Origin of the sequence: Paenibacillus lignilyticus, from assembly GCF_017942085.1 — a bacterium.
In the GTDB taxonomy this organism is placed as follows: Bacteria; Bacillota; Bacilli; order Paenibacillales; family Paenibacillaceae; genus Paenibacillus_Z; species Paenibacillus_Z lignilyticus.
In genome coordinates this window covers 275,303-299,389 of sequence record NZ_JAGKSP010000006.1, presented here as the reverse complement: position 1 = coordinate 299,389, position 24,087 = coordinate 275,303, and the positions used below count along the sequence as shown (strand labels likewise).

Below are 24,087 nucleotides of genomic sequence, written 5' to 3'. Positions count from 1 at the left end.
CCCCGCTCACCCTTTCGCTCCCGCATAGTAATCCATATTGATCATGCTGCTCGTGCGATCCGGTACGGCGAATATTGCTTCCGCAGCTCGAACCGCTTTGAGCATAGCCATCGCTTTATTGACGGTTTCCATATATTCATTCTCCGGTATGGAATCCCAAACAATGCCCGCCCCAGCCTGAACATAGGCCTTACCATTCTTGAAGATCAGCGTGCGGATCGTGATGCAGGTATTGAGGCTGCCGCCAAAACCGAGATAGCCGATTGCACCGGCATAGGCGCCGCGCGCTTCGTTCTCCAGCTCCGCGATGATCTCCATCGCTCTTAGCTTCGGAGCACCGGATACTGTTCCCGCCGGCATACAAGAAACGAATGCATCGAAGAAATCTTTGTCTTCGCGCAGCTTGCCGGATACGTTGGAAACGATATGCATCACGTGGGAGTAACGTTCAATTTCCATATACGAATCACAGCGGACAGTGCCGAATTCCGATACGCGTCCGATATCGTTACGTCCCAAATCGACGAGCATCAAATGCTCTGCGCGTTCTTTCTCATCCGCCAGCAATTCTTTCTCGAGCGCCAAATCCTGCTCCGGCGTTTTGCCGCGCGGACGCGTTCCCGCAATCGGACGCGTTTCCACTCGTTCGCCATCGACCTTCACGAGCGCTTCCGGTGACGTGCCTACAATAACCTCGTCATCCATTTTCAAATAGTACATATAAGGCGATGGATTCATGGTGCGCAGTACGCGGTATACATGAAGCGGATCGACCTCCGTTTCGATGTTAAAGCGCTGCGATAACACCACTTGGAAAATATCGCCGGCACGAATGTACTCTTTTGATTTCTCGACATTCGCAAGGAATTGTTCTTTCGTCAGGTTCGAGGAAACGTTACCGAGCTCGGGATCAGCCGGTATGCTTCCTGCTGCCATCAACGCGGACGGCAATGGCTGCTGCAGCCGCTCAATGGTCGCTTCCATTCGGCTAACCGTTTGCTCATAAACCGCCTGAATGTCATGGTCCGTCGCCGCGTTCGGGATATGTACGTTCCCGATCACTTGAATTTGCTGCTTGAAATGATCGAATACGATAACTTGATCGCAAAACATAAATTGCAGATCGTTCATGTTCAGATCGTCAATCCGGTGTGCCGGCAGCTTCTCATAATACTGAAGCAGGTCATACCCGAAGAATCCGATCGCCCCGCCTGTGAAAGGCGGCAATTCAGGAATGGAAGGACTGCGGAAGGAGCGCAAATGTGCTTTAAGCAGCTCAATCGGTTTCTCGCGCAGAACCTCTTCTTTGCCATTCACTTCGATTACCATCTCGCCGTTCTTGCCCCGAATGAGCATGAACGGATCGGTGCCGATGAAGGAATAACGCGCCCATTTCACTCCACCTTCTACACTCTCCAGTAAGAAGGCCCGGCGCTCCTTATAGAAATGCTGGAATATACGAATTGGCGTCTCTGTATCCGCCATTACATGTCTGACGATTGGAATCAAATTATACGTGCTCGATAAACGAATGACTCCTTGAAGCTCCTGATTCATAACCAATCTCTCCCTTGTCGGAAAATAAAAAAACTCCTGCCGCAGCAGGAGTGATCATGTCAGAAGATGGAAAATGAGCATTGATACGGCAATAGAACATAACGTGGATTGTAGACTAATAGATGCACCTATAGCCTGGATATCCTCCAAGAGGGTGCACTAAACTACGACCTGCGTCATCTCTTCACTCGTCTCAATCTTGCACTAAAAACTCAGCTCAGCTCTACTCATCTCTTCTAACTTCACTAACTACTCTGCTCAACTCGGCTCATTCTTCAAGTATGAAATCACTATACACCAGCGTAAACGGATCCGTCAATCCTTTAAAAATGAGCTTCCGATGGTTTCTCGATCTATGATTTCGATAAATCCGGACGGAGTGCCTTCGCACCGCCTAAATAAACATGTTCGATTTCCTTCTGCGACTTCTCCGTATTAACCGAAACCAGAAGGCGTATGCACATGGCCAAGCTGCCTTTGACCGGCACTTCAACGGCGCACATCAACGGAACAAGCTCCCAGCCTTGCATGACGCGAATGGCTCTGGCCGGAAATGTTGCATCCAGATCGCCGGTTACCGTAATAAATACACTTGCGATGTCTTCGGGCTCGATCGCATTAGAGGCTACGATCGTATGTAACAATTCCTCTGTCGCCCGTAATATCGGCTGCTCTTCATTCAATTCGACCGTGATCGCTCCGCGGATTCCCCGTACACTCATTCTAGATGGCCTCCTGTTTCAATTGTTCCACGATCTCCCGAATGAGAGAGGTAGATACCGATTTATTGATTTCCACGACGCCAATTGCAGTAGGCACGATAAAGACCATCGTACCCTCTTGGAACTTCTTATCGTGCATCATCGCACGCATGATTTCATCTGTCGCCAGATGCGCTGGAAGTCTCACCGGCAAGCCTACTCGCTGCAGCACATGTTTCGTCACCGTGTAGACCTCTTCAGAAGCACCCAGGCGAACCGCTAGCCTCGCAGCCCCGACCATACCGATCGCTATCGCTTCACCGTGTAAAAGCTCTCCGTAGCCGGCAACGGCCTCAAGCGCATGGCCGATGGTATGCCCAAGATTAAGAATCGCGCGAAGATCGTTTTCCCGCTCATCCTTCGAGACGACCGCCGCTTTAACGCTGCAGCCTTTGTAAAGGGCATACCCGAGCGCATCGGGATCAAGCGCCGTCAATTTATCCGCATTCTCGTCGCACCAGGTCACGAATGAAGCATCCCAGATCAATCCATGCTTCACAACTTCCGATAAACCTGCCTTTACTTCGCGCTCAGGCAACGTTTGCAGCGTTTTCAAATCATAAAGCACAAGCTCGGGTTGATGAAAAGCACCGATAATATTTTTAGCGAGGGGGTGGTTCACCGCAACCTTGCCTCCGACACTGCTGTCGTGAGCAAGAATCGTCGTCGGCACCTGTACGAATTTAATGCCGCGCATGAAAGAAGCTGCGACGAAGCCGGCGAGATCACCGACCACGCCGCCTCCCAGTGCGACAATTGCAGATTTGCGGTCAAGCCCGTGTTCCAGCGCAATCCCAATTAATCTCTCCAGCTCCGTAAGAGACTTGGAACTCTCTCCTGCCGGAACAACAGCTGTTACAACCGTAAATCCTGCAGAAGTTAACACTTCGGCCAAATGGCCTAAATGCCGCTCTGCAACATTCGCATCTGTAATAATCATAAGGGGCGACTTCTTGCTGATGCCGCGCTCGGTAAACAGGTTACCTGCTTCATCCAGCACCCCTTCCCCGATATAGATCGGGTAGGAGCGCTCGCCAAGCTCGACGGTCAGTTCACGAGGAGCGCCGCTCATTAGTAGTTCCTCAGCTGCGCCAAGTAATTGTTGTAGTTCGCCGTAATTTCTTCCATGGAGTCGCCTCCGAATTTCTCCAGAAACGCTCTTGCTACTTCCCAAGCGACTACATGCTCCATAACTACGCTTGCTGCCGGTACTGCGCAGCTGTCAGAACGTTCTACTTGCGCAGTGAACGGCTCTCTTGTGTCGATATCTACGCTTTGCAGCGGTTTATATAATGTCGGGATCGGTTTCATAACACCGCGCACGACGATTTGTTCCCCGTTCGTCATCCCGCCCTCGAATCCACCAAGACGGTTAGTTGCTCTGTAGTAGCCGCGCTCTTCCGAGTACATGATTTCATCATGCACTTGCGATCCGCGAATGGTTCCGGCTTCAAAGCCAATCCCGATTTCGCAGCCTTTGAACGCATTGATCGACATCACCGCTTGCGCGATCCGTCCGTCAAGTTTGCGGTCGTACTGCACATGGCTGCCAAGTCCGATCGGCACGCCTTCCACGATACATTCCACTATTCCACCGATCGAATCGCCTTCCGCTTTGATTTGATCGATATAAGCAGTCATTTTCTCTTCGGTTTCTTTATCAACGACACGAACCGGAGACTCTTCGGTCAAACGAACCAATTCATCGAGCGGCAACTGATTGGTCGGCGCTTCAATCTCGCCGATTCGAATAACTTGTCCGCCTACTTGAATGCCGAAAGCAGCAAGAAATTGGCGTGCCACAGCGCCAACCGCTACACGCGCTGCCGTTTCGCGGGCACTGGAGCGCTCAAGTACGTTGCGCAAATCTTTGAGATTGTATTTAAGTCCGCCATTCAAATCCGCATGGCCGGGACGCGGGCGATGAACGCGGCGTTTCTCTTCGTCACTGCCTTCAATCGGCTCGATGTTCATAACCGATGTCCAGTGTTTCCAGTCGTTGTTCTCCACAATCAAAGCTACAGGTGCTCCGGTTGTTTTACCATGACGAACACCACCGACGATGTTAGCGGTATCTTTCTCGATTTGCATGCGGCGGCCACGGCCGTGACCTTTCTGCCTACGGTGCAATTGGAAATTCAGCTCCTGAAAATCAAGCTGCAAATTGCTCGGAAGCCCCTCAATTATTGCTGTCAACTGTGGACCATGTGTCTCTCCTGCTGTCAAATAACGTAAACTCACAGTAAAGCCCTCCCTCATCCCGAACACCGCAAACGCATATTCCGGTTATGTATATCTGCCAAATATCTTTGCTCATTATAGTATAGCGTCGCCGGTTTGACAAGGAAATGAACGCTCTCAATATGAGGACTTCGCAATAAAAAAGCTGCCCTGCATGCCTTCCGAAGAAGACATGACAAGGGCAGCTTTCAGCTGCTATAAACTAACTATTCACAGATTGATTGCCGCGCAGGCGATCCGGTTCCTCATTCAAATGCGGGTCATTCATGAGACCATTCATTTGCCTGGTATCAATGCCGAGAATTTGGGCGCACTCTTGGACTGTTATGAATCCACGCTTATACGCTGCAATAACCTTACGCTTGTCCATGCTGCACCTCCATTGCCAAACTATCTATAGCTTAGTATTGGAGAAGATGGAAGACGATATACCCTTCTACGCCCGTTTGCGGTAAAAGAATGTTTCGACCGAATCGAAATCATATTGCGCCGGCGAGAAAATTTGCTCCGTGCTGCCTACGAACAGCAAACCGCCGGGCTTAAGCGCTTTCGAAAATTTATGATAGAGCAGATGTTTGGCTTCTTCCGTGAAGTAGATCATGACATTGCGGCATACGATCACATCGAAGCCGGTGTCAAAGGTGTCATGAAGCAAATTCTGCTGTTTAAAGGTAATATTTCGCTTGAGCTGATTTATTACGGCAACATTATCTTCATCATGCTTCGTAAAATATTTACTCATATAAGTGCGTGGCACCTCGCGGATCGATCGATCCTGATATATGCCTTGTGTCGCTTTCTGCAATACAATATTGTCCAAATCGGTGGCAAGAATCGAAGACTTATCTTGCGCGCCAAGCTCTGCCAAGATCATGGACAGTGTATACGGCTCTTCTCCCGTTGAACAAGCGGCGCTCCATATTTTGACGCGAGGATTAGCTTTAACGATCTCAGGTAAAAATTTCTTCTCCATGGCTTCCCAGCGGCTCGGATTACGCCAAAACTCCGACACATTGATGGTCATCCGATCGAGAAATTCGTTCATCAGCTTCTTGTCCTTCTCAAGGCCATCCCAGTAGGCCGCAAATGTATTGTAGCCGTACTTCTGCCTAAGCGTCGTCAACCGCCGCTTCATCTGCGCTTCTTTGTACTGGGAAAGATCAATAGCTGTTTTGTCTTTGATTTTCTTGATGAAAAGCGAAAAGTCCTTGTCCTCCACCATGTTTTCCCCCGATGTCGCAGACACTTGGCCGCCTGATGTTAGTTAAATCCACTGCTGAATCGTTTGGTTGTAGTCCACCACTTCATGCGGAGCGAAGAAAATCCCGATCTCACGTGCCGCGCTCTCCGGCGAATCCGAACCATGAATCAGATTGAAGTTCGTATGTACTGCATAATCGGAACGAATCGTTCCCGGCGCTGCTTCAAGTGCATTTGTCTTGCCGATCATCGCGCGAGTAAGTCCGATGACATTATCCCCTTGCCAAACCATTGCAAATACTGGACCTGACGTCACAAAGGCTACGAGCGGCGGATAAAAGGGCTTTCCGATGTGCTCTGCGTAATGACGCTCCGCCAGTTCAGGCGTGATCATCATGAATTTGGCTCCAACGAGCTTTAGCCCCTTGCGTTCAAAGCGTGACACGATTTCACCGATCAAACCGCGTTGTACGCCATCTGGCTTTACCATTAGAAAAGTTCTTTCCATCTGAATTCCCTCCCAAACGCTTTAGTAGTTTCGTTTTGCTACAAAATGCGCAATATCCGTCAAATTTTTCTTCGCCGTAATGTTTGGCAGCTCGCTTAGAGCCTCGATTGCCTTATTCATATATCTCGTCGCCATGGCATCCGCAGTGTGAATTCCGGCGCTCTTACGTATTATGTTCAACGCTTTTTTCGTTTCACCTGCTCCATTCGACTCGCGAATTTTATTTATTTCTACAAGTAAATCATCCTTTATGGATGGCTCTTGCATCGCGAGCAGTACAGGAAGCGTCATATTGCCTTGTTTAATGTCGGAACCCGGCGGTTTGCCGATTTGTTTCTCGGTGCCGAGCAAGTCAAGCAGATCATCCCGGATTTGAAAGGTCATGCCAACATTATAACCAAATCGATACAGACAATTAGCCGTCTTGCGGTCTGCACCGGACGCTATCGCACCGAGCTGACAGCTGATTGCAATTAATAGTGCCGTCTTGCGGCGGATGCGAAGCAAGTAGTTGCGAACCGATTGCTCGGTATTGAAGAAATCACGGATTTGTTCCATTTCGCCAATACACATTTGCACCATGGCTTTGGATAATATCTGATGAATTTGCGGGTTCTCAAGCTCGGTTACGATCGTAAGCGCCTTGCCATAAATATAATCGCCGGTATACATTGCAATGCGATTATCCCATTTGGATTTAACCGTAAGCTGACCGCGACGGGTCTCGGCATTGTCAATTACATCATCATGCACAAGGGAAGCCATATGAATGAGTTCAAGCGGTACCGCGATCTTCTGCAGCACATCCAGCCGGTATGTGCCAAACTTACCTGCAAGCAGCACAAACACGGGACGTATCCGCTTGCCGCCTGCTTTGAGCAGATGCGTCGATGCATCCGTGAGCAGCGTATGCTCGGTAGTAACGCTGCGCGCCAGCTGACTTTCGATCGCATCTAAATCGCTTTTCATTTTGGCGTAGATATCAAGTAGTTTCATTTGTTCACCTTGAGGGCAGATTGGTCTAAGAAAAATTGCATTTGAACCTCATGCGACAGCAAACCCAATTGATGCGCATAGTCAAAATACAACGATAAACCTGCCTGCTCGTCCGTTCCAAAGTTATAGTGCAGCTCTTTGAAATATCGTTTCCAATAGGCCTCTTCCCCGCCTAACAAAGTGCATGCTTTATCGATAAGAGGCTGCAAATCGCTGAGACTTCTTTCCTTGCTTGCCGTCAGCGCATGGAGAACGGTCGAAACCGCCTCCGGATCTGCAGCGGCAATTTCTTTGCGGACAGCCACAAGCGCGAAGGTCATGCCGTAGCCTGTCCAATTGCGCCATAGCTCGCCCAGATCGATAACGGCCATGCCTCTTTCTTTATTCGCCCACGAAGCATGAATGGCTGTATCCCCGATCAGAAGCGCGGCATCCGCTTCCTCCAGCATCGTGTCGAGATTAGGCTCCATCGTTATATATGAAGGTTCCGCTTTATAATAAAGCTTCATTAAAATTTTGAGCAAATTTACGGAGGTTGCAGACGTTGCCGTCATTGCAATCCGTCCCCGGAACACTTCATCGAGCGGTTTCTTAAGAAACAACAGAATCGAATTGACGCGCCCCCTTGCGCTAACCGATAAATCCGGCAGCAGCAAGTATTCACTGGCATTTTCCGCATATGCGTACGAGGACATCGAGGTGATGTCGATCTCACCCTGCCGAAGCGCTTTATTCAATGCGGCCGGGACACGCTTCTCAATATGGAACCGTTCCTGCGGCAATTGCTGCTCCGCATAATGAAAAATAGGCCAAACGTTCGCATAGTCAATGCGACCGACTGTAATCGGGCGATTTAACCCCATGCTGTTCATCTCCCCATCTTCTGTACAAATCATGATCCAGCGGAAGCTGATCAAGCACTTTCCCGACTAGAAAATTGATGATATCGTCAATTGTTTGCGGGCCATGATAAAAGGCCGGCATTGCCGGAATGAGCTTAACGCCAAGCCGAGCCAGCGTCAGCATGTTCTCCAAATGAATGGCATGCAGCGGCGTTTCGCGAGGCACAAGGATCAGCTTGCGTCCTTCCTTCAGCATAACATCCGCAGCACGTGTCATCAAATCATCCGAAATGCCATGTGCGATTGAGGCCAATGTCCCCATTGAGCATGGCATGATGATCATGCCTTCTACTCGGTACGATCCGCTTGCAATCGAGGCGCCGATATCCGCATTGGGATGCAGAATCAACCGTCCTGCCTCCATCGCCTCATGGAATACGGCGGTTACCGCCTGCTGACGCTTCGCAGTGTCCCAGCCAAGCTCCTCTTTCAGCACGCGCCAGCCTGCCTCGGTCACGACAAGATGTACGTTCAGCCCGCCTTCCAGAAGGCTGCTGATTAGCCTGATCCCGTAGATCGCGCCGCTGGCTCCTGTAATACCGACAACCATACTCTTGCACGTAACGTCGGAAGCTTGCTCTACCACTTGTGAAGCACCACCAAATCGAGCAACGCACTTATAAACAATACAACGCTCAGTGTTCCGTTCATGGTAAAGAAGGCAGTTTGCACACGGCTCATATCATTCGGTTTGACGAGGATATGTTCGTAGCAGAGCATGCCAACCGAGATAATGGCGCCAATCAGATAGAGCCAGCTAAGCGGGGTTAACCAATATAATGAAATGAATCCGATACTCGTCAACAGATGAAACCCGCGCGATAACTGCAATGCACCGGCCATACCGAACCGCGCGGGAATCGAATATACGCCTTCCTTGCGGTCAAACTCGAAATCTTGGCAAGCATAAATAATATCAAAGCCGGCCAGCCAGCAAGCGACCGTTGCATAGAGCACCCAAGCCGACAGCTCGAAATGTCCCGCGATTGCAACCCATCCGCCAAGCGGCGCCAGACCGATTGTCAGTCCGAGCACGACATGGCAAAGCCATGTAAAACGTTTTGTATAGGAATAGAGCACAAGCATGAATACCGCAATCGGCATCAGCTTCATACATATTGGATCCAGCTGCGAAGCAGCAATGAATAACACAATAAAGGACACCGCGATGAACAAGCCGACTTCGCCCGCACGCAGCAGACCTGCCGGGATCGCCCGTTTCGCGGTGCGCGGGTTCTTGGCATCGATAACACGGTCAATGACGCGGTTCAGCCCCATTGCCGCGCTTCTGGCACCGACCATCGCCAGAATGATCCAGCCGATCTCGCTCCATTCCGGCAGCCGATCCTCCATGATAATCGCACCGAGCAGTGCACCCATGAAAGCAAACGGCAATGCGAAAATGGTATGTTCAAACTTAATCATTTCTAAAATTATGCGAAATTTGCGAATCATCTGTTGTCCGTTCCCTTCGTCCCCATGTGTAATGCTGCGACACCGCCTGCTAACGGAAATACGCGAACATTTTGTAGGCCGATTTCACGGTATTTCGCCGCAAGCTGCTTCGAGTCCGGAAATGCTTTAAGCGATTCCGGCAGCCACTTGTACTGCTCGTACCGCTTGGCGACCATTTTTCCGATCGCGGGCATGATTTTCTCGAAGTAGAAATAATAGATCGCTTTGAACGGCTGCCAGGTGGGCTTGGACATTTCCAGACAAACCACTTGCCCGCCGGGCTTCACCACGCGCATCATTTCGCGAAGCACCTGTTCCAGATCCGGAACGTTGCGAAGGCCGAAACCGATTGTTGCATAATCGAAACGATTGTCCTCGAATGGAAGCTCCATCGCATTGCCTTGCACGAGCGAGATTTGACGATCAAGCCCTTCGCTCTTCACTTTCTTCTTCCCTACTTCAAGCATGCCTGCGCTGAAATCAAGCCCTACCACTTCACCGCTTTCACTTGCCTTCGCTAACGCAATGGTCCAGTCGCAAGTGCCGCAGCATAAATCGATCGCGGTATTGCCGGGTTTTACATCCATCTTGCGCATCGTAAATTTTCTCCACGCCTTATGTCGACGGAAGCTGATTAAATCATTCATGAGGTCATACGTTGGTGCAATGCTTTCAAATACGGCATGCACATGCTGTTCCTTGGATTTGGATTGCATGGTAGTCACCTTACCTTCTCTCGCCTTGGGCCGATGCCGCAGGTACAAGAGGACGCGTAAACGTTTCTGCGATGCCCATCAACTCGCGGACGAGCTTATCGGAATCAAGACACGAAACGACCGATTGTACATGCAGAGCAGATTGTTTCAGCTTCTCGGCCAATTGTGTGCGAATATCATATTTTGCGATCAAAGACTGCGCATAAGACGGCTCAGTGGATAGATCGGATAATTTGCGTTTCTCTTCATCGGTTCCGTTGTTCCACACATGCCAGTATGCCCAACTGCCGCAGAACCGTTCTGGCTTCTCGCTGCGAATCAGCTCATCCATTACGACCTCGCAACGTCCGAAGCCTTGAAGCAGCTCCGTCCAGGCACGCGTCAGCTTATCATCCATGCTGTCCGTGAAAGCTTGGAATAACTCTGTCTTCAGCTGTATGCAGTGGCTTAGATACTCTTCGGCCGTCAGCTTCAACTGCTTCATTCGGAGGTATAAGTTTACCTTGAGCTTATTGACCTCGGATACACCGCTGCTGATCCGGCGAATCATATCCACCTGACCGGCTTGCGACAACAGCTGATAGAATCGGCTGCTGTAGTAATCGCCCGCGAGCACCTTTAACTGACGTGATCTCATCTCGCGTTCCTGAAGGCGACCGCTGTCCGAATCGATGAGATCATGCGTATCCATCCCCATCTGTACCAAGGCAGTGACAAGCGAATAGAGCTCACTGTGGAACAGCGGCGTGCGTTGATTGGCCAAAAAAGCGAAGAGCAGCCTGATCCTCGAATCGGGAAAATCCGGCAGCTCGGTATGCATTTGAATCATATCGTATTCAAGGTACTTTTTTGCGATCTCAGGTATTTTATATGGTTTCATTTGGCCCTAGCCTCCGGACAAAACTTAGATGATTGCCGATTCAACCGAAGGCTGCCTCAACCAATCATCCGAATTAGATAAATGCCGTGGGAATTCATCTGTTAATAATCTAAATAATTATAGCACTATGTGTCGCGTTTCGCTACAACTGGGATATAGACAAACGCAGGCGCTGCCTCCAAATTTCGTCCGTAAACGGCTCTGCGGCGCTTAAGTTTGACAGTTCTGTGGACAGCCAAGTATCGCTCCGCCTGACATCGACCGCGGCCAGCAGTCTGTTAACGGGAATCTCCTCGTCATTCAACGGCTGCATGGGGGTAACGAATCGGACCAAGACACGGCTCACATTATCCGTATGTACGAACGCAAATTCCAAAAGGCGCTGCAAATCGGACATCCACTCCTCTACAGCATTCCCATAATGCTCCGCAGATAAATCGACCGACAGCACCGAACCTTTCCAATCCACCCGTTTAACGTCCAATTCCAGATGAAGTCCAAGCATGGAATCTACGATCACCCCTGCGCTCAAGCGTTTGATCGGTACGGGATGAAAGACAGAAATATCTCCTTTAGCTTGCTTCATTCTTGAATCCGTTAACGGAAGTATAGAAAGTAAAACGGTAACAGCTGCTGTTACCGCACACGCATAGAGTAGTCTCTTGTAATGCGACATCTACCATCCGCCTCTCGCGCACAGAATGTCCTGCTACTCTAGTGTACAAACTAAAAAAGCAGGCTATGCCTGCTTTTCGGTTTAATCCTCTGTATCGACGGTACCGTACTTGGTCAGTACAGTGGCTTTGCCGCGAATTTTGATCGCTGACGTATGGTCCGTAAACTGGCAGATGAGGATTTCTCCTTTGTCTAGCTTCTCGGTGTGATGAAACTTTGTATCTTGACCGCGAGTCAGTCCGATGACTTGTACGCCTTGGGCTTTCGCTTTAATGACGATATATTCCCCATTCTTGTCTTCCATGAATACTGCCTCCTATTCGATCATTCGGTCTACAATCCGTATCTGTTAAAAAACTGCCTCCCGAACATCGTGCTCAGGATAGCAGCTGTGGCATGTTATGTACGTTCTTCGATCCTACGATTCAAAGCAATCCCAAGAACCGCAAGAAAAAGTCTACTGGAATTAACTCTCCTTGTCAATAGAAACGAAAGCCGCTCTGAGAGACGAAAAACGTCCGGGTGCAGCTGGCACCCGGACGTCATCAACGGTCTGAACCGTTTCTTATTTGGAGACAAGATCTTTAAGTGATTTACCCGCTTTGAAAGACGGGATTTTGCTTGCCGGGATGTCGATCTCTTCACCCGTTTGCGGGTTGCGACCTTTACGGGCTTCGCGGCTTTTCACCTCGAAGTTACCGAAACCCACCAATTGCACTTTATCCCCGCCTTGCAGCGAGTCGGAGATGGCATCAAAAACGGCATCAACCGCTTTGGAAGCATCTTTCTTGGAAAGGTCAGTCAATTCGGCTACTTTCGCAATCAGTTCCGTTTTGTTCATTTCTTTCACCTCCCCTGACGGCAGTTCATAAGCACATCATTATCATTCTGTTTTACCGAAACCCCAGAAAATATACCTGCAGGCCTTGGTGCAAAGAAATTCCGTTATGTGCAAATCCTGCATACTGAACCATGAACAGATTTATAGTAATACAGTTGACTATAGAATTTCAAGAGGCTACACAAGTTTTTCCGAGGATTACTCTAGGTTTTTCACGCATTTGACCTCGAAATCCCCTTGAAAACGACAAAAAAGAGACACGCTGTGTTCGCGTGTCTCTTACGACTTACAAGATTATGGCAATCAGTCCGCCTGAGCCTTCGTTTATAATTCTGCCCAGTGTTTCCTGAAGTTTATAGCGCGCATTGTCCGGCATCATCGCAATTTTGCCTTGGATGCCTTCCCTTACGATGGAATGGAGCGAGCGGCCGAAGATGTCGGATTCCCAAATCTTGATCGGGTCGTTCTCGAAATCCTGCATTAAGTAGCGGACCAGTTCCTCGCTTTGTTTCTCGGTACCGATGATCGGCGCGAATTCGGACTCCACATCCACGCGAATCATATGGATGGAAGGAGCGGTCGCCTTCAAGCGGACTCCGAAACGGGAGCCTTGACGGATGAGCTCAGGCTCATCGAGCGCCATCTCCGCCAGCGTCGGCGCTGCAATGCCGTAACCGGTCGTTTTGACCATTTCAAGCGCTTCTGCAAATCGGTCATATTCCCGCTTCGCATGGGAGAACTCCTGCATCAGCTGCAGCAGATGGTCTTTGCCGCGGATTTCAACGCCGACGACTTCCATCAGGATTTGGTCATACAATTCATCCGGTGCATACAAGTCGATTTCAGCGACCCCTTGCCCCATGTTCATGCCGCTTAGTCCGGCGCGAGCGATGAATTCGTATTCCATAAACTGCGAGACGACTCGGTCCACATCGCGCAGACGGCGAATATCTTTGACCGTATCGCGAACCGAATTCTCGTAGTTGTTACGCAGCCAGTGATTATCGTTCAGTACCATAACCCAGCTAGGAAGATTAACGTTCACTTCATGTACCGGGAACTCATAGAGCACTTCACGAAGCACCGACATCACTTCTTCTTCACCCATCGTGGCTACGCTGAGCGTAATGACCGGGATGTCATACTTAGCCTGAAGCTCGCTGCGAAGCGCAAGCGCCTCGTCGCTCTTCGGACGTGTGGAGTTCACAATGAGGACGAACGGCTTACCGACCTCTTTGAGCTCATTCACAACGCGTTCTTCGGCTTCGATATACGAGCTGCGCGGAATTTCCGCAATCGTACCGTCTGTCGTCACGACGACACCGAGCGTGGAATGCTCTTGAATGACTTTGCGCGTTCCGATTTCGGCCGCTTCCTGGAATGGAATGGGCTCCTCGAACCACGGCGTGGTAATCATTCTGGGGCCATTCTCATCCTCGTAGCCTTTCGCGCCAACTACCGCATACCCAACGCAATCAACGAGTCTGACATTCACGTCGAGCCCCTCGGCCACACGAAGCTGGACAGCTTGGTTTGGCACAAATTTAGGCTCCGTTGTCATAATCGTCTTTCCTGCTGCGCTTTGCGGCAGTTCATCGATAGCTCTCACCCGATCGGCATCGTTCGTGATGTTCGGCAGCACAACCGTCTCCATGAACCGCTTGATGAAGGTTGATTTGCCTGTGCGGACTGCACCAACGACGCCGAGGTAAATATCCCCGCCGGTTCGTTCGGCAATGTCCTTGAAAATGTCCACTTTCTCCACTGAATATCCCCTCCCAATCGTATTTCGCCTGTACATGGACGTACCGTTACTGCTGCTTTCCTCCTGCTGTTCGTCGTCAGGGTTCGCCGCTACCCGCCTGCCACAGTTGCAAACAAGCGACGCAACTCGTACATGATTTTGGACTAGTAATAGCTTATTGCGTCCATGGCCCGATTATGACGACTGCAAACATGAAATCTTTCGATTTCGATGAGCTTCTCCGCTCCCGGCCTTCCAAGATTGAGATATATGAGAGAAAGACCAAAGCTATGCCTGAACGACAAAAAAACTCCTGTCGCGGGGCGGACAGGAGCTGAGGTGAAGCAAGTCGATACGGGTTATTTGAGAACAGCCTGCGGCTCTCCGTTGACTAGACGGTATACCGGGGATTTGACAGGTACAAAATCTGAAGAATCTACAAGGAGCGCGCGCAAATCCGCGTGTTCATCCGGCTTATTGGCGCTATCCAGCTTGGAAACGGCCTGCATAATATCTGTGCCGTAGTCAATATAAACATTGCCTTTCTCATCCATCATCGGGGTCAAAATGCCCCCCGTAAACATACTGTGAAGTACCGGCTCTTTTTGATCCAGCGCATCGAAATCGATCGCTTTAAAGTCCGGGTAGAGCGCTGCACCTTCAGGAAGTTTGCCGCTGTTTGCATCCGCAAACGACTTCACGGCAGCTTGTACATCGTTCATTTGTTGATAGAGAACGAGATTCATAAGCTTAATGGTAGGATCCGTATCCTCGTTAATGATGAGATAATAGTAGCTTCCGCCCTGCTCATAAGCTGTCTCCGGGATGCTTGAGACGTAATTCATTCGCTTCAATTTGTCAAAATCGACCTTGAATTTCTCGTAGATCGGCGTCGCTTCGGTGCTGTTCTGCATCGGGAGCAAGCCTGTGTCCTTCTGAAATTGATCGATAACGGTTTGTACGTTTAGTATTGCATCTTTTGGCGGCTTCTGAAATTGGCCCATTTGGTCCTTGGGATACAGACAGCCGGACAGCAAAGCAGCCATAAGTGCAAGCACCATAGCTGCAGCCGCTTTTCTCAAGCCTTTCATGACACTAACTTCCCCCTACCATAATTCATCGTCTTCCGCTTGGCGCATCATTTGTCTTCTGACTGCTGCGCGAAACGGATCTTCCGGAACCTCGACTACGGCACGGCCAAATACTCTCGCCTGACAGGCGAGCCTTGTCCCCGAGCGGTCTAGACCTGCGAGCTTATAACGCTCATTGTCATTTAGCGGAGACAGTCCTGAGGAGCTGTTCTGCGCTGTTACTTTACACATGAGACATGCAGCTTTCCCGTCACACCGTGTTCGAATGGGCACTCCGGCACGTCTGGCAGCATCCAGGACAGTTGTCCCGGCACGTACCGTTACACTGCGTCCGGAAGGGAGGAATGTAACTTGAACATTCATGGCGAATCCCTCGCTTCCCGCTTCCTTCAATATGCTTATTATCTATTCCCTAGCAGTTGCTGTACATATTGTTTCGTCTTCCCGGTAAGCCGATTTCCGGAGGCGATTACTCCGACAGCCTCCATGTGTAAAGCCGGCTCTTCGCGTATTGGTGGAACTATGAGCCGTATGCGATCCTCCCGCTCACGCAGAACATTAAACCACAGCTCATGCGCCAGCGGCACGATGCCCAGTTGATAGGCACCTATTGCGACTGTCGTTTGCAGTGAAGCAAGAACCTTCTCAACTTCAACCGCATAACGATCCTCTCCGGCAGATACAACAAACCCGCCGACTAATTCGACCTGAATACCTTCAATCAGGTAATGGCTGAGCACCGATCGATAGATCGGACTCACACTTTCATGCTGCTCATCCACAGCGTAGGGGAGCAGCGCTTTATGAAGTGCAGCCGCAGCCGCATCATCCGCATACAGATCCAGGTCCCGGGGCGGATCACTAAGCTCCAGCCCTCGCAGCAGCAGCCCTGCACTGCCGCCGATCAGCCATTTCGCTCCTGTAGGAGCGGTTTCCCTTGCAATGATCTCAAGTGCGCGGTAGAACGGCTCAGCAGCTTGCATACGCTCACGTCTTTCCATCAGAAGTACGGCCGGTTTACAGCTTTAATCGTGCCCGCATTCTTCTTGATGATTGCCTGGCAGCCGAGGCGATAGCCTTCCTCCAGCTCGCTTGGCTCAAGTCGATCCCATTCCGCATCGGTGACTTCCTCAAGAAACTCCGCGCCTTCTTCAATCTGGCAGCGGCATCTTGCGCATGTCCCCCGGGAACATGAGAAAGCCCAATCGATATCATGCTTCATGGCCATATCGAGCAGCGACATCCCCTGTAAAGGATAGACCGTCGCACTTTTAGAGCGTCCCTTCAATTCCAGCATCGTTCGTTACTCCTTTTCCACTCCATATCTGAGTTCGTCTATTCGTTATCTGTTATGAAATGGAGATCAGACCGAGAAACCCGCCGATAACCAGAAATAAAAAGGCTGTCATGGATAACAGCATCCGAAGCACGCCTTTCGTCTTAAATCTAGCCAGCGATATCAAAACCGCCGCAATTGCCATTAATCCGATACCTACGAATGAAACCCACATCTTCATCATTGGATCCATTTTGTTCTCAAACCACCTTGTGCACCAATTATTCGTTCTATTATACCACTTGTCGTGTTTGAACAGCTACTATTGCCGCGATTAACCGAATTTGGTGCAAAAAGAAAAGGACTTCAGCGAAAGCTAAAACCGGCGCTAATCTTGCAATGCCGGGCGCTTTTTGCTTAAGTCCTCACTGTTACTTCTTGAGCATCAGCTTCATCAGCATTTCCATGTTATTGATATTCATGCCGCTCTTCTTGACGGCTCCGACGATGTCATTAATCGTTTTTTCCGATACGGGCACCTTCGCCATGGCGGAGACGGATTGGATCAGCTTGCGCAGCTCTTCTTCGCTTTGCATCGTATCTGAAGTAACGCCGCTGGCTAGCTTCTTGACCGCATTCTCGGTAATCGGCTTGCCCGTCTTTTTGTTGACAGCGCTCAGAACATCTTTAGAGATATCTTTCTTTCCGCTCAAAAGTTTCCCTCCTCCAAGTTTTTACATCGTAAAAACTCGCTTCGCGAGCAACCCCGAAGGCTGCTGCTAGCATCATATGAAGGAAGGACGGGATTGGTGTAGGCTAAACAACTTCCATACTAAACGCCCGGCAGGTCTTCTGTCTCGTGCGTACGGCCTCTGCCCATGAGCGACTCGACGGCGCTGCGCGGCGATTTGTTCTGGAACAATACCGCAAACAGCTGCTCTGTGATTGGCATTTCAACGCCGTACTCATGAGCCAGCTCCCGAGCTGCACTCGTAGTACGCACGCCTTCGACCACCATGCCCATGCGGCTTAACACTTCGTCCAGAGACAGGCCCTCCGCCAGCATGGAGCCTGCACGCCAGTTACGGCTGTGCTTACTCGTACAAGTCACGACCAGATCGCCAACGCCCGCAAGTCCGGCAAACGTAAGAGGATTCGCCCCCATTGCGTTACCGAGCCGACTGATTTCGGCCAATCCGCGCGTCAGCAGCGCTGCCTTAGCGTTATCGCCGAAGCCCAATCCATCAGTAAGTCCTGCGCCGAGCGCTATGATGTTCTTGATCGCACCTGCAACCTCGACGCCGATGACATCTTTATTGGTATAAACGCGGAAGTAAGGAGTAATGAAGGCATCCTGTGCCTTCTCAGCCGCTTCCACATTAGCGGATGCAACGACGACGGTTGTCGGCAACTTGCGAACGACCTCTTCGGCATGGCTCGGACCTGACAACACGACCAGTCGATCCGCCGAAATAGGCAATTCCTCCAGAAGCACGGTGGTCATCCGTTTGTAGGTGACCGATTCAAAGCCCTTTGTCGCATGGATGCAGATCGCATCCTCGGAAATGTAAGGCGCAGCCAGCTTCGCGACATCACGCATCGCGGAGGAAGGCGCAACGAACAATACGATTTCAGCGCCTGTAACGGCCGTTCCCATCTCGGTAGTAGCCGTAATGTTAGGCGGCAATACCGCATCCTTCAAGAAACGGCTGTTCGTATGTAGCGTGTTAATTTCATCGACTTGCGTCTCGCTGCGAGCCCACAATGCAACTTCATAATTATTATCAGCTAGGACTGCCGCAAGTGCTGTACCCCAGCTGCCGCTTACGAGCACCGCCGCTTTACGTTTCGTCATGTGCTTGCCTCCTTACCCTTTTCTGGCTCCAAGCTTATTCTCTTTCCCCTGCAGCAGCTTCACAATGTTCGTACGGTGACGAACGAAGGCCAGCAAGCAGACGATCAGACTTGCCCACACATAGGTGAATGGCTTATCGCCAATATTCCAGATGAAGATTGGCATCAACACAGCAAAAATAAGCGATCCAAGTGAAACGAAGCGCGTAATGGCAATTGAAATGATCGCCACCGCACCTGCAATCAGGGCCGGAATAATAGCCAGCGTTGCCATAACGCCGACAGTCGTCGCTATGCCTTTGCCGCCCTTGAATCCAAACCACACCGGCCAGTTATGTCCGGCAATCGCCGCTAGACCGCATAGCACAGGTCCCCAGTCGCCGCCGGCCATATAAAGGCCCAGCAGCACCGCTACGACTCCTTTGGCAATATCAAGCAGAAACACAGCGATTCCCGGTCCTTTACCGAGCACGCGCAGCGTGTTGGTTGCACCGGCATTACCGCTGCCGAAATTGCGGATATCAATGCCTTTTACCCATTTGGCAATCAAAATACTAAATGAAAGCGAACCTAGCAAATAACTGATGAGTACCGCAAGTATGGTGAACACGATAATTTCGCCTCTTTCTTCAGATAAGGAAACTGGTGCCCCGATAAACAGAGACACCAGAATCGAGCAGCAGCATGTAATCTTAATCTTCGTCGGATTTCTTTCTGGTGAAAATACGTACAGGCGTACCTTCGAACTGGAAGGCTGCCCTGATTTTGTTCTCAAGGTAACGCTCGTACGAGAAGTGCATCATGTCCGGATCGTTCGCAAACAGGACAATCGTCGGCGGTTTAACCGCAACCTGCGTCACATAGTTAATCCGAAGACGTCTGCCCTTGTCGGTCGGCGGCGGATTAATCGCGATTGCATCCGATACCACATCGTTAAGCAAGTGAGTTTGAATGCGAAGCGCATGCTGCTCCGACACATGACAGACGACAGGCAGCAGCTTATGCAGCCGTTGCTTCGTCAATGCGGACAAGAAGATAACCGGTGCATACGTCATAAACAGGAAATGATCGCGGATATCCCGTTCGAAATGCTGCATCGTTTTGTCGTCTTTCTCGACAGCATCCCACTTGTTCACGACAAAGATCGAAGCTTTACCCGCTTCATGCGCGTAACCTGCAATATGTTTGTCCTGTTCAATGATCCCTTCCTCGCCATTGATCAGCACGAGCACCACGTCTGCGCGTTCAATCGCTTTAAGCGCGCGCATTACGCTGTATTTCTCAGTCGACTCGTAGACCTTGCCGCGTTTGCGCATACCCGCCGTATCGATTAACACGTACTTCTGCCCATCGCGCTCAAAAGGCGTATCGATCGCGTCACGAGTTGTGCCTGCAACGTTGCTGACAATAACGCGTTCTTCTCCAAGAAGTGCATTTACAAGTGAGGACTTGCCCACATTCGGCCGTCCAATCAACGCAACCCGAATAACGTCATCATCGTAATCATCTTCGACTATTTCGGGAAGTTTCTCGACGGCTGCATCCAGCAGATCGCCGATTCCCATTCCGTGCGAGCCCGAGATCGCAATCGGATCTCCGAAGCCCAGGTTGTAGAATTCGTAAATATCATCGCGCCGATTTAAATTATCGACTTTATTAACCGCAACCACAATGGGTTTGCGTGAACGAAGCAGCATTTGCGCAACCTCGTCGTCGGCATGGGTCAGCCCGGTTTTGGCATCTACCATGAAAATGATGACGTCAGCTTCTTCAACAGCCAGTTCCGCTTGCATGCGGACGGACTTCATGATTTCATCTTCACCGTCAATTTCGATACCGCCAGTATCCACGATACTGAAAGCACGACCATTCCATTCTCCCGTACCGTACAAACGGTCACGAGTTACACCAGGCTTGTCTTCTACAATGGCTAACCGATCGCCGATAACGCGGTTAAATATCGTAGACTTCCCCACATTAGGCCGACCTACTATGGCAATAATGGGTTTAGACACATCTTTCACTCCTCAATAATGAACCGGCTTAGCGCCGACTAATTTGGTAATACGGGGCGTGCATAACAAGTAATAGAGGGGCATACTCAAATACTCACGCCTACCATCATAGCAAAAAACAGCCGGATTGGCTAACATTTCATTCTCGGTGATGATCTACCAGTATGAAACAACCGTTCTTCAAATCGTGTACGCTCGCATCCAATATCTTTTCGAGTAGAAAAGCGGTCGATTCTCGTTTCGCAATATCTGGTTCCACGAAGATCGGAGCCCCGCCTCCCACCTGCTCATGCTGCATCGTCACGATTGCCACAATTTTAGCCATGCTGTTCTCCCTTCTCCTTGTTCACACTCGCTTCTGTCGGCATACGCACCGCTGATTCCAGAATCGGTACCTTCTCCACGATAATCTTTGCCTTCGTCGCATCCTTCTCCTGAGGAATCAGAAATATCGCCAGCCTTCCATCTCTCATATCGAGCTTCGCCATTGGAACGAGCGCAGGTTCGCCGTCATCGCGGTACACGCCCAGAATGGTTGATAAATCAAACAAGATCGCTTGTCTTTGTCCGAGATTGCTCAACGTCGCTTTCCCATTCGGGTTGTACGGCGTCAAAATAATGCCCAGGCCGCGTTCGGCAATCAGCTCCTGATTCGACGTTAGTCCCACATTCATGATGTAGATATCGCCGACGAATAAATCGGGGCCATCCACTTTGACTTCAGCAATTTCGGCTTTGGCAATATGGGATACCGCCTTGCCGGATTTCAGCGTATATACAAGCAGCAGCGACAGAAGCCCCATCCCTAAGCCAAACGGCAGACCCAGCGCCAATGAAGCGAGACTGGTCAACAGGGCAGATAAAATCACAAGGTAATTGCGGCCCTCAAAGACCATCGCTATACCTTCAATATAGGTCGAACCGCGAGGGACGAGCTCCATACTGTCTATTTTATCCAAGGTCTCCCGTTCCATCTTGCGAACATCCCGGAATTGCTGCGCAGCCAATGTCAGAAAAGTAATAGCCGTGAAATCCTTCTTGTATAGCGCCGGAACGGCAACCGCACCTAATGCAGCTGCAATGACGCCAAGCGAAATGTGAATGATTCTGCCGTGGGGATAAGTCGGGTATTGCCGATAGTCCGTCCGCAGCATTAATAATCTGGCGATTACTCCAATCGCGACGCCAAGCATAATGCCATACAGCACATGATGCGGCTGTCCTGCTTTCAGCTGTGTCCATAGTTGATCCCACATGAACTATAAGTTCCCCCCTCGTTCTTCACCTGCTCGACCTTCGACAAAACGGACGGCTTTCTGCTTCAACCAGTTCTTCGCGTTGCCGGTTACCCGCGCTGCAGTAAGTGCAATGACTAAGCCGTCCCACCACGCCGGGGAGCCGATCATCATTTGTTTCGTAATCACTAACGGGCTGATCAGCAGATCGAGCTGAGATAAGACGGCTGCAAACACGGCAATTACAAATTGACTGCGGAACCGATCTGCCAACAAGCCTGCGAACAAGCCCGCGAGCAGCGGACCATCCCATGCCGGATTCAAGGCGATGAACACCGGATCCATGCCATAAATATAGCGCACCCACATCCACATAAATCCGGTAAGCAGCGCCGAGAAGAAGACGAACAACATGCTTCCGAAATAACGGATTCTTACCAATTGAAAAATAGCCACAGCTATCGCGAGAGCGGCACTGCCCGTAAGCAGAATGCTATCCCGTATAGTGAGTTCAGCGACATGAAGCAATAAAGCACCCAAAATAAATAAACCAAGCATCCGGGACGACATCCCTTCCGCAACTTGCTCTTTCCAGCCTGTCGCGTAAAGAATGAATGCCATCGACAGCAGCCAGAACGCAATAAACCCATCATTCACAGTGCTTCACCTCTTTATGGCCTATATTATGCGCTTAGGAGAGTGAACCTAATCCAGCCGGACCTGATTAAGGCAAACGAAAAAAGCCTGTTACCATGCACAACTGTGCAGAGTAACAGGCTCTTATTACATCGTAATTACAATTATTTCAATTTGCTCAGCTTGTCGCCGAAACGTTCAGCAAGCGTGAAGCTCATGCTTTCGTTGCTTAGGCTGACGTTAGGATTGTTAAGCTCGACTTTAGGTGCGCGAGGTGCACGCTCTCCACGGTCGCTGCGCTCTCTCTTCTGATCAGGCGCTTGCTCAGGAGCTTCTTCTGTTTCTTTGATGCTGAGGGAAACGCGTTTCTCAGCTGGGTTGAAGTCAAGAATTTTCGCTTTCACTTCTTGGCCTTCTTTCACAACTTCGTTCGGAGTTGCTACGTGACGGTGTGCAAGCTGCGAAATGTGTACAAGACCTTCAACGCCCGGTGCGATTTCAACGAATACGCCAAAGCTAACGATACGGCGTACCGTACCTGTTACGATGTCGCCTACGTTGAATTGACCGTTAGTCGCTTCCCATGGACCCGGTTGAGCAGCTTTGATGCTCAGGCTGATTTTGCCAGCGGCTGGATCCACTTTAAGTACTTTAACGCGAACGGATTGACCTTCAGTAACGACATCCTTCGGATGAGCTACGTGCTGCCAGGAAAGCTCGGATACGTGAACCAAGCCATCGATGCCGCCGATATCAACGAATGCGCCGAACGGAGTCAAACGTTGAACTGTGCCGTCAAGCTCTTGGCCTACTTGCAGGTTGCCGATAACAGCTTGTTTGTTTTGCTCAAACTCAGCGTCCAGTACTTCTTTCGCGGACAGGATTACTTTGTTGTTCTCGCGATCGATTTCTTTCACTTTAACGCGAAGCGTGCGACCTTTGTAATCGCTGAAATCTTCAACGAAATGACGCTCTACCATGGAAGCAGGGATGAAACCGCGAACGCCAACGTCAGCAACCAAGCCGCCTTTAACGACGTCTGCAACCGTAATTTCGAATACTTCGCCGGAATCGAAGCGAGCTTGAAGACCATCCCATGCTTTCTCGCCGTCAATCACTTTCTTGGAGAGAACAAGCTTTTCTTTCTCATCGTCAATGCTGACGACTTTCAATTGTACTTCTTGGCCGACTTGAACTGCGTTTTGCGCATTTTCAAGTTGAACCGATGAAAGCTCACGAAGGGGAATAACGCCGTCATATTTATATCCAAGGCTTACGAACACTTGGTTATCTTCAATTTTGACGATCGTACCATTCACAGTGTCCCCTTTTTTCAAGGACACGAAATTGTCCATCGCATCTTGACTTACTTCCGCTGCTGCGGTTTCTTGTACTTTTGTTTCTTCTGACATTTAAAATTACCTCCTCAGATCATACCCCAACTTTATTTAAACGTGCAGCCTCAGAATGAAACACTCTCGCAGGCCCACCGTCTAAAACATGT

At 50.1% G+C, this 24,087-nt stretch carries 30 protein-coding genes; all 30 read right to left on the bottom strand.

What is annotated here, in order from left to right:
* Window positions 1-6: 6 nt before the first annotated feature.
* Window positions 7-1,557 carry an anthranilate synthase component I gene (trpE, locus tag I8J30_RS17320; protein ID WP_210659809.1) on the bottom strand — a complete coding sequence of 517 codons (1,551 nt, stop codon included), beginning with the start codon at window positions 1,555-1,557 and terminating at the stop codon, window positions 7-9.
* A 353-nt stretch (window positions 1,558-1,910) separates the two neighbouring features.
* The gene (gene aroH / locus I8J30_RS17315) at window positions 1,911-2,279 is read right to left on the bottom strand and encodes a chorismate mutase (RefSeq protein WP_091218988.1); all 369 of its coding nucleotides are present in this window, start codon (window positions 2,277-2,279) and stop codon (window positions 1,911-1,913) included.
* A gap of 1 nt (window position 2,280) precedes the next feature.
* Window positions 2,281-3,390 (bottom strand): 3-dehydroquinate synthase, encoded by a 1,110-nt coding sequence (gene aroB / locus I8J30_RS17310; RefSeq protein WP_210659807.1) that lies wholly within the window; start codon window positions 3,388-3,390, stop codon window positions 2,281-2,283.
* Entirely contained in the window at window positions 3,390-4,559 is a 1,170-nt protein-coding gene (gene aroC, locus I8J30_RS17305) for a chorismate synthase (protein ID WP_338044882.1), read from the bottom strand. The genes aroB and aroC overlap by 1 nt, the downstream gene beginning before the upstream one ends.
* A gap of 202 nt (window positions 4,560-4,761) precedes the next feature.
* Window positions 4,762-4,929 (bottom strand): hypothetical protein, encoded by a 168-nt coding sequence (locus tag I8J30_RS17300; protein WP_210659805.1) that lies wholly within the window; start codon window positions 4,927-4,929, stop codon window positions 4,762-4,764.
* A 66-nt stretch (window positions 4,930-4,995) separates the two neighbouring features.
* A complete protein-coding gene (locus I8J30_RS17295; protein ID WP_338044886.1) occupies window positions 4,996-5,778 on the bottom strand; it encodes a CheR family methyltransferase in 783 nt (260 codons plus the stop codon).
* Window positions 5,779-5,823: 45 nt separating this feature from the next.
* On the bottom strand, window positions 5,824-6,267 hold the full coding sequence (gene ndk / locus I8J30_RS17290) for a nucleoside-diphosphate kinase (protein ID WP_091218995.1): 444 nt from the start codon (window positions 6,265-6,267) through the stop codon (window positions 5,824-5,826).
* A 21-nt stretch (window positions 6,268-6,288) separates the two neighbouring features.
* Window positions 6,289-7,263, bottom strand: a complete 975-nt coding sequence (gene hepT / locus I8J30_RS17285) for a heptaprenyl diphosphate synthase component II (RefSeq protein ID WP_210659801.1) — start codon at window positions 7,261-7,263, stop codon at window positions 6,289-6,291.
* Window positions 7,260-8,126, bottom strand: a complete 867-nt coding sequence (locus tag I8J30_RS17280) for a menaquinone biosynthetic enzyme MqnA/MqnD family protein (RefSeq protein WP_210659799.1) — start codon at window positions 8,124-8,126, stop codon at window positions 7,260-7,262. Before I8J30_RS17280 ends, hepT begins: the two co-directional genes overlap by 4 nt.
* Entirely contained in the window at window positions 8,089-8,715 is a 627-nt protein-coding gene (locus tag I8J30_RS17275; protein ID WP_210660084.1) for a UbiX family flavin prenyltransferase, read from the bottom strand. The genes I8J30_RS17280 and I8J30_RS17275 overlap by 38 nt, the downstream gene beginning before the upstream one ends.
* 29 nt (window positions 8,716-8,744) lie before the next feature.
* Window positions 8,745-9,620 (bottom strand): UbiA-like polyprenyltransferase, encoded by an 876-nt coding sequence (locus I8J30_RS17270; RefSeq protein WP_210659797.1) that lies wholly within the window; start codon window positions 9,618-9,620, stop codon window positions 8,745-8,747.
* Window positions 9,617-10,336, bottom strand: coding sequence for a demethylmenaquinone methyltransferase (locus I8J30_RS17265; RefSeq protein ID WP_091219005.1), 720 nt, complete (start codon window positions 10,334-10,336; stop codon window positions 9,617-9,619). Before I8J30_RS17265 ends, I8J30_RS17270 begins: the two co-directional genes overlap by 4 nt.
* A 10-nt stretch (window positions 10,337-10,346) precedes the next feature.
* A complete protein-coding gene (locus tag I8J30_RS17260; protein ID WP_210659795.1) occupies window positions 10,347-11,216 on the bottom strand; it encodes a heptaprenyl diphosphate synthase component 1 in 870 nt (289 codons plus the stop codon).
* Window positions 11,217-11,358: 142 nt separating this feature from the next.
* A complete protein-coding gene (locus I8J30_RS17255; RefSeq protein ID WP_210659786.1) occupies window positions 11,359-11,892 on the bottom strand; it encodes a hypothetical protein in 534 nt (177 codons plus the stop codon).
* Between the two features lie 81 nt (window positions 11,893-11,973).
* Window positions 11,974-12,195 (bottom strand): trp RNA-binding attenuation protein MtrB, encoded by a 222-nt coding sequence (gene mtrB / locus I8J30_RS17250; protein ID WP_091219013.1) that lies wholly within the window; start codon window positions 12,193-12,195, stop codon window positions 11,974-11,976.
* 261 nt (window positions 12,196-12,456) lie between these two features.
* Window positions 12,457-12,732 carry an HU family DNA-binding protein gene (locus I8J30_RS17245; protein WP_090976740.1) on the bottom strand — a complete coding sequence of 92 codons (276 nt, stop codon included), beginning with the start codon at window positions 12,730-12,732 and terminating at the stop codon, window positions 12,457-12,459.
* A gap of 286 nt (window positions 12,733-13,018) precedes the next feature.
* Complete coding sequence (spoIVA, locus tag I8J30_RS17240) at window positions 13,019-14,497, bottom strand: stage IV sporulation protein A (protein ID WP_091219015.1); 1,479 nt, start codon at window positions 14,495-14,497, stop codon at window positions 13,019-13,021.
* Window positions 14,498-14,835: 338 nt separating this feature from the next.
* On the bottom strand, window positions 14,836-15,567 hold the full coding sequence (locus tag I8J30_RS17235; RefSeq protein ID WP_210659784.1) for a hypothetical protein: 732 nt from the start codon (window positions 15,565-15,567) through the stop codon (window positions 14,836-14,838).
* A 15-nt stretch (window positions 15,568-15,582) separates the two neighbouring features.
* Window positions 15,583-15,930: a 2Fe-2S iron-sulfur cluster-binding protein gene (locus I8J30_RS17230; RefSeq protein ID WP_091219021.1), complete on the bottom strand. Its 348-nt coding sequence runs from the start codon at window positions 15,928-15,930 to the stop codon at window positions 15,583-15,585.
* Between the two features lie 38 nt (window positions 15,931-15,968).
* Window positions 15,969-16,568 (bottom strand): hypothetical protein, encoded by a 600-nt coding sequence (locus tag I8J30_RS17225; RefSeq protein WP_210659782.1) that lies wholly within the window; start codon window positions 16,566-16,568, stop codon window positions 15,969-15,971.
* The gene (locus I8J30_RS17220; protein ID WP_210659780.1) at window positions 16,568-16,864 is read right to left on the bottom strand and encodes a 2Fe-2S iron-sulfur cluster-binding protein; all 297 of its coding nucleotides are present in this window, start codon (window positions 16,862-16,864) and stop codon (window positions 16,568-16,570) included. Before I8J30_RS17220 ends, I8J30_RS17225 begins: the two co-directional genes overlap by 1 nt.
* A gap of 52 nt (window positions 16,865-16,916) precedes the next feature.
* Entirely contained in the window at window positions 16,917-17,096 is a 180-nt protein-coding gene (locus tag I8J30_RS17215) for a DUF2768 family protein (protein ID WP_091219030.1), read from the bottom strand.
* 178 nt (window positions 17,097-17,274) lie between these two features.
* The gene (locus tag I8J30_RS17210) at window positions 17,275-17,556 is read right to left on the bottom strand and encodes a stage VI sporulation protein F (protein WP_091219033.1); all 282 of its coding nucleotides are present in this window, start codon (window positions 17,554-17,556) and stop codon (window positions 17,275-17,277) included.
* Between the two features lie 119 nt (window positions 17,557-17,675).
* Window positions 17,676-18,698: an NAD(P)H-dependent glycerol-3-phosphate dehydrogenase gene (locus I8J30_RS17205; protein WP_210659778.1), complete on the bottom strand. Its 1,023-nt coding sequence runs from the start codon at window positions 18,696-18,698 to the stop codon at window positions 17,676-17,678.
* Between the two features lie 12 nt (window positions 18,699-18,710).
* Window positions 18,711-19,310 (bottom strand): glycerol-3-phosphate 1-O-acyltransferase PlsY, encoded by a 600-nt coding sequence (gene plsY, locus I8J30_RS17200; protein WP_210660075.1) that lies wholly within the window; start codon window positions 19,308-19,310, stop codon window positions 18,711-18,713.
* 79 nt (window positions 19,311-19,389) lie between these two features.
* A complete protein-coding gene (gene der, locus I8J30_RS17195) occupies window positions 19,390-20,712 on the bottom strand; it encodes a ribosome biogenesis GTPase Der (RefSeq protein ID WP_091219037.1) in 1,323 nt (440 codons plus the stop codon).
* A gap of 139 nt (window positions 20,713-20,851) precedes the next feature.
* Complete coding sequence (locus I8J30_RS17190) at window positions 20,852-21,037, bottom strand: capping complex subunit for YIEGIA (protein WP_091219041.1); 186 nt, start codon at window positions 21,035-21,037, stop codon at window positions 20,852-20,854.
* On the bottom strand, window positions 21,030-21,968 hold the full coding sequence (locus I8J30_RS17185; RefSeq protein WP_210659776.1) for a YIEGIA family protein: 939 nt from the start codon (window positions 21,966-21,968) through the stop codon (window positions 21,030-21,032). Before I8J30_RS17185 ends, I8J30_RS17190 begins: the two co-directional genes overlap by 8 nt.
* Before the next feature lie 3 nt (window positions 21,969-21,971).
* Window positions 21,972-22,604, bottom strand: a complete 633-nt coding sequence (locus tag I8J30_RS17180; RefSeq protein ID WP_210659774.1) for a YphA family membrane protein — start codon at window positions 22,602-22,604, stop codon at window positions 21,972-21,974.
* A 143-nt stretch (window positions 22,605-22,747) separates the two neighbouring features.
* Window positions 22,748-23,995 (bottom strand): 30S ribosomal protein S1, encoded by a 1,248-nt coding sequence (gene rpsA / locus I8J30_RS17175; RefSeq protein WP_210659772.1) that lies wholly within the window; start codon window positions 23,993-23,995, stop codon window positions 22,748-22,750.
* Window positions 23,996-24,087 lie beyond the last annotated feature (92 nt).